Below are 10,171 nucleotides of genomic sequence, written 5' to 3'. Positions count from 1 at the left end.
ACACCTGCAAGTAAAGCTAATATACTTTGGAATATTTGCATAAGATCTTCATCCTTTCTTCTTATAATCATTGTAACATAGATGCTTTTGAAAATAATGTACAATTTTGGTGAAATCCTATTGTAAACGTTTCAATAGAATCCTTTTACATTAATCCTCGAATTTTTCATTAAATCAGAAATATATAAAGATGCTCGTCTGCTTAAAAAAGATTATAGAGCCATACATTTCCATATTTTGAAGGATAGCTTTTGTACTTGAATCTAAAAATGGTATTTAGCCCTCTTTAATCTCCATTATCTATATCCTCTTTTTTCTTAATTTTTCCCTTTAAGCCTAAAATTCCTAATACAAAGGTATGAACACTCACTGCAAGTCCACTAGATAAAATAATAAATACTAAAATTAAGGATACAATTTTATGGATATAGTTAAATCCAAAATATAGATTTAAGGATAAAACAATAGAAAATAGCATGACAGAGGTAGATATTACTCCACCCTCTGCTATAGCTATATTATATGGATTCTTACTTTGATTTGCTATCTTTACATCCATATACAAGAAAATCATACGTAAAGCTAAGAATATAGTTTGTATAAAAATAAACCAATTTTGACTTTCCTTAGATAGGGAATCATTAAATATATAAAACAATAATCCGCCTAGTAAGATCGTTAAAATAAGTATAGATATGGAGTTGAATATGGTTATTTTACATTGACTTCTAAATCGTATAGAATCCTCAAGTCCACTTATTTTCTTATTCCATAGGAATGTGAAAAATCGAACGATAGCAAGAGAAAAATAGAATAATGCAATAACAAAGAATATATTGAGTAGACCATCCTTAAGAGCATATAGTCCACCTAGCCAATAGAATAATCCAATAAGGATGGTGAAGATTAATCCTATAAAGAAAAATACTTTTTTTCTTACTAAACCGATAACAAATTTATATACCGTCATCACTGGATTATATTTCTTTTTATCTATAGCAAACTGCATAGCTTTTACAGGATAGTATACTGTAAAATGAGTAATAATGAAATTTATTCCAACTAATATAATCACCCAGTGAGTAGACATATCTACATTCAATACATTAAGCAAAAGCATGAATGTTGCATAAGAAAAATAAATAAAGGAATTCATATCAAAGGACCTAAGTCCTATGGTTTCTGTTCTTTTTAGCAAAGTAGATCTTAAAATAAAGGAAATCAAAAAGAATAAGGATATGACACCATATAAGATTACACTAATAAAATTTGCAGGAAATAAGGTGTTCGTACCTATCATGAATAATAAGCCAAAATCAAGTGGTAATATCAATAAAAAATTAAAGAAGCCATAATAATGATTGATTGCATACTTTCCATCTTCCATCGATGCATATTTTTTTCTTTTAAAAATGCCTATAAAATAGCAAAGCAAGGATCCAAAGGCATATAAAGTAATGGATATAAACCAAATGTCGTTAAATTGATTGTCTTGGTTAAAATCCTTATATAGAATAGGGCTTCTTAAAGCTAATATAGCAAGAAAAAACATTACCATGGATGTAATGTATAAAAAGTCAATTATAGAAACATTATTCTTTTTCTCTACTTCTATATGATTCATAATAACACCCCATACATTATAGCATTTAAAAAAGCACAAACAAAGATTTGTGCTAAAACTTTTTGGAATTTGCCCGTTTTAAAATGAAAGCAAGCTCATTCTTATCGAATTCCTTAGGTACAGGATATAATGGATTTGCTTCAATAGAAGCATGCTCTGCAAGAGGCAAATAATCCTTTTCATGAATCATTTGATCTAAAGAATCAGGAATTCCCATTTTTTGATTTAATTCTCTTATCCAAGAAATCAAGGAGGAAGCATTTTCTTCTTTTGATACCTTATCACTACCTATACCCATTTCTATAGATGCCTCAGATAATGCGTTATATGCTTTACATCCGTAGGCCTCTAATACATAAGGCAATAATATTGCAATTAAATAGCCATGAGGCTTATGATATACTCCACCAATCGCATGAGCTAGGGCATGAACATAGCCTACATAGCTTCTTGCGAAGGATATGCCTGCATAAAAAGATGCATAAAGCATATTATGCCTTGCGATATCATTTTCTCTATCCGAATAGAATTCAAATAAATGATTTTTTATTAAAGATAAACTCTTCTTCGCATATTCCTTACTTTTTTTATTTCCTGCATGATTCATATAGGATTCCATAGCGTGAGTAAATGCATCCATACCTGTAGTTGCAACAAGCTCACTTGGAAGCCCCTTAAGTAAGGAATCATCTAATATGGCAACATTAGGTATAAGCTTACCGTCGCTTATTGCAAATTTATCCTTAGTTTCTTGATTCGTTACAACAGCTGCAATGGAGGCTTCACTTCCTGAACCTGCAGTTGTGGGTACGGCAATAAAAAAGGGAAGTCTTTTTTTTACCTTTAAAACGCCCTTGAAGCGAGCTAAATTCTTATATTTATTCGAAACTAATACACCCATTGCCTTGGCTGCATCTAGAACAGAGCCACCTCCAATAGCAATAATGGAATCACATTCATGCGCTTTATAAAAGCCCGCTAAAACCTCAACAGTTTTGAAGGTAGGATCACTTGCAACTCCAATATAGGAAAAATATTTAATTTGATTTGCATCAAGCATCTTTATAAGTGATTCATATCTTTTTCCTTTTGATACTGTATTCGATACAATAAGGATTGGACATTTTAATCCTTTATCCTTTAAAAGGGTTGGAATATCTTCTAATCTTTCTTTAACTGCAGGAATAGGAAATCTTACGATTTTCGATGCAATTCTTAAAAAGAATTGAAATGTTCTTGCATAAGCTATTTTAATTACATTCATTGTGAATCCTCCTTCCATAAAACATTCTATTTAAATATACAATTCCAAAGGCAAGTATTGCCGCTTAGTAATTTTTATAAGGACGAATACGAAAATAAACCACCCATTGATTCTAAATAAAATTCCTTCCTTATAGTACAAGCCACCAAAGGAATAAACAAATATTCTTACTATAGTATAACATATAGTAAAAGCTATTTGACACTAAGTTTAAGAGGAATACATACTCACCTGTTTTTAAGAGTTTGCTTTAACTTTATAGAACCACACCTCGGGCACACCTTTTTTTGTGCTTGAGCTTTTAAACAAATAGGGCAGCCCATTTGTACAAATAAGCCCTGATGTTGATGTGCTATAGGATAAGCATCAAATTCATAATTACAATCCAAACATATATAATGCATTTCTTACCAAATCACGATTCTCTTCTTTGGCTCAATATACATAGAATCGGACTCCTTTACATCGAATGCCTGATACCATTCTATAAAGTTTCTAGGTTGAATATTTGCACGAAGTTTTGCTGGAGAATGGACATCATTTGTTAAAAGATATAAGGTATATTGTTCCTTTGCCTTCATACACCAAACCTTAGCCCAGTTTTCAAAATATAATTTGAAATCACTATTTGGAATTTCGTGCATAATAGCTAGAGTAACTGCCATACCACCATTGTCGGCAATGTTTTCCGATACGACTAATTCTCCATTCACCTTGCCACTTAAGAATGGAATACCATCGAATTGCTGAATCATCTCTTTTGTAAGCTTTTGGAACGCTTTATAATCACTTTCCTTCCACCAATTCTTAATATTTCCATTTTCATCGAATTGTGCACCATTATTATCGAATGCATGAGAGATTTCATGACCAATAACTGCGCCAATTCCACCTAAGTTTTCAGAAATTGTTTGATGAATCGAATAGAATGGCTTTTGTAAAATTGCAGCTGGGAAGGTGATATCGTTTGCTGATGGATTGTAACAAGCATTTACCATATGACCTGGCATTGCCCATTCGGTACGGTCAACCTTCTTATTAAGCTTATTTAGATTATCGATAGATTTTAATATAGATACCTTTACCATAGAATCATAGTAGGATAAATCTAAAGTTAACTCCATTTTGCTATAAAGGTCATGAATATATTCTGGATATCCCATCTTAATTTCTATAGTAGATAATTTCTTTATAGCCTCTATCTTAGTCTCTTCAGCTAGGAATGTATTGTTCTTCATTCTTACCTTATACATTTCAATAATCCTCTTTACTAAAGAAACAATATCCTTTTTCGCTTCTTCACCGAAGTATTCTCTACCATAATATACACCAATAGGTTCACTATATATTCTAGATACAGCCATATATGCCTGCTTTTCAAGCTTTGGTGATGCATCAATTCCCATTAATGCTTTTCTAAATATTGTACTAATTTCAGCTAACTCCTCACTTAATGTGAATGCTGATTTTAATAAATATTTTACATAAGCCCAATGAACATAAAGATTTAAATTATCTAAATTAAAATATGTATTGAATTCTTTAATTGCTCTTGGATCATATACGACAATCGTTTTAGGGAATTCATCCTTATATTCCTTTTTAAGCATTCCCATAAAATCAAAAGGCTTAAGGCTTTCTATAACCTCTTCTAGTGGTGTTGGATTATAATTCTTAACATAATCCGCCCACTCAAGCTGACTTTTAACACATTTTGCGATTAAGCTATCAAATTTTATTGTATCCTCTAAATACTTTTCTTGATCTTCCTTAGATAAAGGGGTATATGCAAGCGCCTTAGATGCCATATCCTTATATACATTTAAAAGCTCAATACCAGCCTCATTACATCCATCATAATATGTAGTATCCGGCAAGATTAAAGATGGACCTAGAATAACAAAGGAATTCTTTGTTGCATCTCCCATATCAGGCTCAACACCTGCTTGAAATGGTAGTGGTACATCCTTAAGTAAGAAATCTAGGCTCAAGGAATTTAAATCCTCTATAGATTGAATCGATTGAATAACGGCTAAATCCTTTAAAATGGGGGTAATTCCTTCTTCGTTTCTTCTTTTGGTATCTAAAACCTTTTTATATAATTCTACAGCATATGTCATTTCCTTAATATTGGTATTCTTTTGGCCATTAGCTAATAGATTAAAATCGTTAATTAATAGCTTTTCTACCTCTTCATCTAAGATAGAAAATCCTCCAGTCATAGGACGATCCTCTGGAATTACTGCAGTTTTAAGCCAATCGCCATTTACTGCTTCGTATAAATCATCTTGAATTCTAATATCACTCATTTTTATATACTCCTTTGAAAACTCTATGCTTATTATATTCTTTTCCTTTCAAAAAGAAAAGAAAAAGCTTTAGGTTAAAGCTTTTGAAAACGAATCGATTTTACTCTTGAAAGGATATTCTTCATTTGGCTTCTTCTTTCTGTAGAATCTACTACAAGAATCGTTAAGCCCTCCCAAATCGTTACAGTAGTTGCGATATCCAATATATAGGCTACAACCTGCTTTATAACTCCATCTTCCTTCCAAAAGCCTGTTAGAAAAATCGTAGATATTAATAAGAGTACTCCAAGAATAATAAGCCATATTGCGATATGGTTTTTCTTTGAAACTCTCTTTTCCATTCTTTTAAATTCTAGTACTGAATTTTTTAAAAAAACATTTTTTAAATATTCACTACTATATCCATCCATATTACCAAAAGAAATAGAGATATCTATAGAATACTTTCTTGGAGCCATATCTAATACATACTTTATCCAATCCATAAAATCATCATTAATGAGTGGTATTTTTGTTACTGCATTAAAGTCAAAGATTTCCTTTGGCGTTTCAAATTCAAGCTCCATATATGCAATTTTATTTTCATGATCTAGATGAAAAAATTCATCCTCAATGGATAAAAACTCCTCTACTCTTTCTTCCATAATATACCTCAATTATACTTTATTTAAATGAATGAATGAAATATTCTTATTCTTTAAAATGACCTTAAAATACATTTTTTCCTCAAAAATATTATATAAAAAGTTAAAGGCAATCGCAAGGATTGCCATAATCTTTATCTTCTTTTTATTGTTTTTCTATATAGTACAACATTTAAAATAAACGCAAGACCTATAGAGGATACTATATAAATCATCATAAAATGTTTCGATGCCTCTAGGCTAAATACATTTAAATTTAAGGCAAAAGCTAGAGATACATTCGTATAAAACATTCCATTATCTATTCCATTTAAGGATGTATTTATATGCTCAAGTACGCCATTCATAAGTAGATTTCTATATAGACATGCAACATGAGATCCAGGCACTAAGGATAATACACCTTGAATTTCCTTAGAGAAGTTTCCTAAAGGAATATATGCACCAATAATAAATCCTATTGCTGCAGAAACTATACCTGAAAATGCGGCAAGAGATGTTGTCTTCTTAAAGAAGGAAACAATAACCATCATAACAATGACACTTGATGCAGAGCCTAATAGAGTTAATAAATATAGCATAAAACCTTTACCAATAGATAAATAGGTATTCCCCATAATGCTTGTAATTCCAAGTCCAATCGTCAATATACCCCCTGTAATCATAAAGGTATTTAATAGGGCACTCGTAAAATAGGATAATATTACAATTACTCCAGATATAGGAGATGAGGTATAATCATAATCTATTTTTAAATTTTTATCCCTTACCATTACCTGTAAGGAATTTAAGGCAACCGTAATGGATGCCGTACCTAAGATTCCTGCAAGTAGCCATAAATTCGCTAAGGATTCAATATCCTTTAGATCATAATAGCCCTCAATTGCATTCAAGGATTCCTTAAGACTAGATAAATAGGTATCCTTTAAAAAGATTACATATAAGAAAAATACAATTAATGGTGCTAGCATAGAAAAGAATAAGGTTGTTTTATCCTTAAAGAATAAGAATACATTTCTTTTGGTCATACCTACATATGAGCATAAGCCCCCTTTAAAATTCCTCATTACATAAAGCTCCTTCCGGTTACATTCAAGAATACATCATCCATATCGCCTTTAATTAATTCATAATCCTTTACGATATCCCTTTCTAAAGATAGGAAGTCTATTACTTCTTTACTCTCTTTATATGGAATCGTATAGGTATCTAAATTATAAGAATATTCTAAATTATATTTTCTTAATAAATCCTCATAATCTAAAGATTTCTCTACATGCCATAAAAGCTTATTACTTGCATATATATTCTTTAAGCTATTTGGCGTTCCTTTAGCAACAATATGCCCATGATCTAATATTACTACCCAATCTGCATCCTTAGTTTCTTCCATGTAATGTGTAGTTAAGAATACAGTTAAATGAATATTCCTTCTTAAATCATTAATAATATCCCAAACATTCTTTCTAGTTTTAGGATCTAAGCCTGTTGTAGGCTCATCTAAGAATAGAATTCTTGGCTTATGAATTAAAGCTCTTGCAATATCTACTCTTCTTTTTTCTCCACCACTTAAGGTTTCATATCTTCTTTTAAGTAGATGATCTAAGCTTAATAAGCCAGATAATTCCTGAATTCGATTTAAGGATTCCTTTCGATTCATTCCATAATAGCTACATCTAGACATTAAATTTTCCTTCACCGAAAGAATTTCATCTAAAACCGAGCCCTGAAATACAATGCCAATTCTTTTTTTGATTTCATCACTATCCTTATCTATATCAAGCCCATCAATATGAATTGAACCTGAATCCTTAGATAGAACGGTACATAAAATATTAATGGATGTTGATTTACCAGCTCCATTTTCACCTAAGAATGCGAATAGCTCGCCTTCCTCTACAGTAAATGAAATACCATCTACTGCTTTAATATTCTTATAATGCTTTACTAAATTATCGACCTTAATAATTTCCATTATTTTCTCACCTCGACTATATTTTACGAATTTTAAACACAAAAAAAAGCAACCTACAAGTAAGTTGTCAAAAACTTAAAGTAAGTTGCAAAATATATAGACTATTCTTCATCCTTAGGTAATTTCTTTAAGGCCTCATTAATCTTGAAAGAATCCTTTCTTTCCATTCTGTAGGTTACGATAAATACTATGGCATATATTCCTAAGAATATAGCTCCAACAATTAAAATACCACTTAATTCGCTCCACCATTTAAACAAATATCCAAAGGAATATACAATGACGAGTAATAAGATAAAATGTATGATCTGACGAATCATCATTCCTTTTTTCGATAATTCATTTTTAGATAAATACACTAAGGATGCAAGTGCAGTAGATAGGGCAACTGCTAGTATTTCAAAAGGGAAAAACCATGGTAGATCATTATAATCCCTAAGAAGTACATTCATTAATCCTATACCTAGTAGCATACCAACTGTAATCAATAAAAATTGCATTGCAATCATTTTTACTATACGCATATTTTCCCTCCTATATTCCTAAAATATCCTTTAATGTCTTAACATATTGACGAGAAATAATAATTCTTTCTCCATTCGATAGCTTTGCCTCAAATCTACCATTGAAGGCAGGAGTGACACAATCCATTTTATTGTAATTTAAAATAATGGATTTCGAGCATCTGAAAAAGGATAAGCCATTTACCATTTCCTCTATCTCATATAATTTCAGCTTAGATTCATAAAAATCTTCCTTACAATAGATAAATGTTTTATTCTCTGTTGCTTCAATATAAAAGATATCCTTCATTCGAATAGAATAAATATCTTCACCCTTAGTTCCTGAAATAAAGGAGGATTTCGTCTCCTCTTTAAGCTTTTTCACTAAGGATAAAACATAATCATTCATCTCATGACATTTGATTACAACCTCTTCTTGCAAATCCGCATCAATTTGTTCAATACTTATCTTATACATAGTATCACCAGCCTTACTATATTCTTTTTAAAAATTATTACAAGATAGTGTAAAGTAAGTTACAAAAAACAATAGGTAAGTTACATAAATTAGTGAAGTAAAGATAAAGCTAAATCCTTGTTATAAAATACCTTATTATGGCTTACATTAGGGACAAGAATCGCTTTACAATCCTTAAAGCATGAAATTAATTTTAAAGTGGATTCCATAGGAATAATCTTATCTCCATCGGAATAATAAATTATAGTAGGACATGTAATATTTAAGGCATTACTATGGGATGGAAATTTAAATCTCACACAGCCTAATAATGGTCCATGGAAAACATTTACAAGATGATTCATCGCATCGCTAAAGGTATAATATGGGGCAAACAATATAAGGCTTTCTACATCCTTATATTTACTTGCACAATAAGTAGCAACTCCTGTACCAATAGAAAAACCACAAATACGAATCTCTTTATAGCTATAGCCCTCTTGTTCTATTAAAAAAGACATATATTGATCTACTTCTTTATATATCGTTTCTTCATTTAGGGTACCATAATTATATCCAAACATAGGATAATCCATAATGAGTAGATTTCTTTTGCTTGTATCTAAATCATCTTTTATGTTATGAAATACACCCTTGGCATTTTGTGCATTACCAACAAATAATAAGGTGACCTCATTATAATCATTATCATAATAAAGGGAAGTATAGGAGGTATCCTCTACAAATACCTCTACCTCTTTTACCTTATCTATCGATATGCTTATAGCATATGCTTTAGGGAAAAAGCAAAATCCTGGTGCTAGTGCATACAAGGAATATACGAAGGTAAATACAAGCTCATAAAATAAAGTTAATGAGAAGGTAATCCATTTATTCATTCCCTTTTTCTTTTTCATATAGAATGCTGTAAATACAATCGTCAATATGAAAAATACCAACATAGGTATTAAGAAAAACCAACTATGTATAAATAATCCACCAATATAATTATTTTTATAATCTCTATGTAAAAGAAACATTATTTCTCTTAAATCCATATATAAAAAGAATAAAAAGAAAAATAAAGTAAATAATACTATAGAAATGAATAGCCTATGCTTGATTACAAATTTCATAATATCCCTCACTTATTCCCTTATATTTTTAAACCTTTTTAAAACAATAGTCAAGAAAAAGCACTCCGAAGAGTGCTTTAATACCTTTTGTTAGCTATATAATCATAGAAAATATACTGACATATGCATATATATTGGAAGTTACTAATTCTCACATTGAAAGTGAGAATTTATCATTTTGTATTGACCTGAGAATCCTTTATTGTCTACACGACATCATAAGGACGCCTCAAACGTGAATAAGACCAATTAAGTTGCC

Annotated in this window: 9 protein-coding genes; all 9 read right to left on the bottom strand. The window is 30.6% G+C overall.

What is annotated here, in order from left to right; translation table 11 throughout:
- Positions 1-286 precede the first annotated feature (286 nt).
- Positions 287-1,624: a hypothetical protein gene (locus SPJ17_RS08675; RefSeq protein WP_321094810.1), complete on the bottom strand. Its 1,338-nt coding sequence runs from the start codon at positions 1,622-1,624 to the stop codon at positions 287-289.
- Between the two features lie 52 nt (positions 1,625-1,676).
- The gene (locus tag SPJ17_RS08670) at positions 1,677-2,888 is read right to left on the bottom strand and encodes an iron-containing alcohol dehydrogenase (RefSeq protein WP_321094808.1); all 1,212 of its coding nucleotides are present in this window, start codon (positions 2,886-2,888) and stop codon (positions 1,677-1,679) included.
- A gap of 407 nt (positions 2,889-3,295) precedes the next feature.
- Positions 3,296-5,197, bottom strand: coding sequence for a M13 family metallopeptidase (locus SPJ17_RS08665; RefSeq protein ID WP_321094806.1), 1,902 nt, complete (start codon positions 5,195-5,197; stop codon positions 3,296-3,298).
- 74 nt (positions 5,198-5,271) lie between these two features.
- The gene (locus SPJ17_RS08660) at positions 5,272-5,841 is read right to left on the bottom strand and encodes a hypothetical protein (protein ID WP_321094804.1); all 570 of its coding nucleotides are present in this window, start codon (positions 5,839-5,841) and stop codon (positions 5,272-5,274) included.
- A 134-nt stretch (positions 5,842-5,975) separates the two neighbouring features.
- The gene (locus SPJ17_RS08655) at positions 5,976-6,908 is read right to left on the bottom strand and encodes a hypothetical protein (RefSeq protein ID WP_321094802.1); all 933 of its coding nucleotides are present in this window, start codon (positions 6,906-6,908) and stop codon (positions 5,976-5,978) included.
- A complete protein-coding gene (locus SPJ17_RS08650; protein WP_321094800.1) occupies positions 6,908-7,816 on the bottom strand; it encodes an ABC transporter ATP-binding protein in 909 nt (302 codons plus the stop codon). The genes SPJ17_RS08655 and SPJ17_RS08650 overlap by 1 nt, the downstream gene beginning before the upstream one ends.
- 101 nt (positions 7,817-7,917) lie before the next feature.
- Entirely contained in the window at positions 7,918-8,340 is a 423-nt protein-coding gene (locus tag SPJ17_RS08645; RefSeq protein ID WP_321094798.1) for a DUF3021 family protein, read from the bottom strand.
- Positions 8,341-8,350: 10 nt separating this feature from the next.
- Positions 8,351-8,797 carry a LytTR family DNA-binding domain-containing protein gene (locus SPJ17_RS08640; RefSeq protein ID WP_321094796.1) on the bottom strand — a complete coding sequence of 149 codons (447 nt, stop codon included), beginning with the start codon at positions 8,795-8,797 and terminating at the stop codon, positions 8,351-8,353.
- Between the two features lie 89 nt (positions 8,798-8,886).
- Entirely contained in the window at positions 8,887-9,912 is a 1,026-nt protein-coding gene (locus SPJ17_RS08635) for a dienelactone hydrolase family protein (protein ID WP_321094793.1), read from the bottom strand.
- Positions 9,913-10,171 lie beyond the last annotated feature (259 nt).

It is taken from the genome of Anaeroplasma sp. (assembly GCF_034179385.1).
Taxonomy (GTDB): Bacteria; Bacillota_I; Bacilli_A; order Acholeplasmatales; family Anaeroplasmataceae; genus Anaeroplasma.
This window is presented reverse-complemented; position numbering and strand designations above follow the sequence as displayed.

Excerpts from the sequence above, each read along its gene's own strand:
- SPJ17_RS08675 (WP_321094810.1), bottom strand. The coding sequence starts at position 1,624 with ATGAATCATATAGAAGTAGAGAAAAAGAATAATGTTTCTATAATTGAC.
- SPJ17_RS08670 (WP_321094808.1), bottom strand. The coding sequence starts at position 2,888 with ATGAATGTAATTAAAATAGCTTATGCAAGAACATTTCAATTCTTTTTA.
- SPJ17_RS08665 (WP_321094806.1), bottom strand. The coding sequence starts at position 5,197 with ATGAGTGATATTAGAATTCAAGATGATTTATACGAAGCAGTAAATGGC.
- SPJ17_RS08660 (WP_321094804.1), bottom strand. The coding sequence starts at position 5,841 with ATGGAAGAAAGAGTAGAGGAGTTTTTATCCATTGAGGATGAATTTTTT.
- SPJ17_RS08655 (WP_321094802.1), bottom strand. The coding sequence starts at position 6,908 with ATGAGGAATTTTAAAGGGGGCTTATGCTCATATGTAGGTATGACCAAA.
- SPJ17_RS08650 (WP_321094800.1), bottom strand. The coding sequence starts at position 7,816 with ATGGAAATTATTAAGGTCGATAATTTAGTAAAGCATTATAAGAATATT.
- SPJ17_RS08645 (WP_321094798.1), bottom strand. The coding sequence starts at position 8,340 with ATGCGTATAGTAAAAATGATTGCAATGCAATTTTTATTGATTACAGTT.
- SPJ17_RS08640 (WP_321094796.1), bottom strand. The coding sequence starts at position 8,797 with ATGTATAAGATAAGTATTGAACAAATTGATGCGGATTTGCAAGAAGAG.
- SPJ17_RS08635 (WP_321094793.1), bottom strand. The coding sequence starts at position 9,912 with ATGAAATTTGTAATCAAGCATAGGCTATTCATTTCTATAGTATTATTT.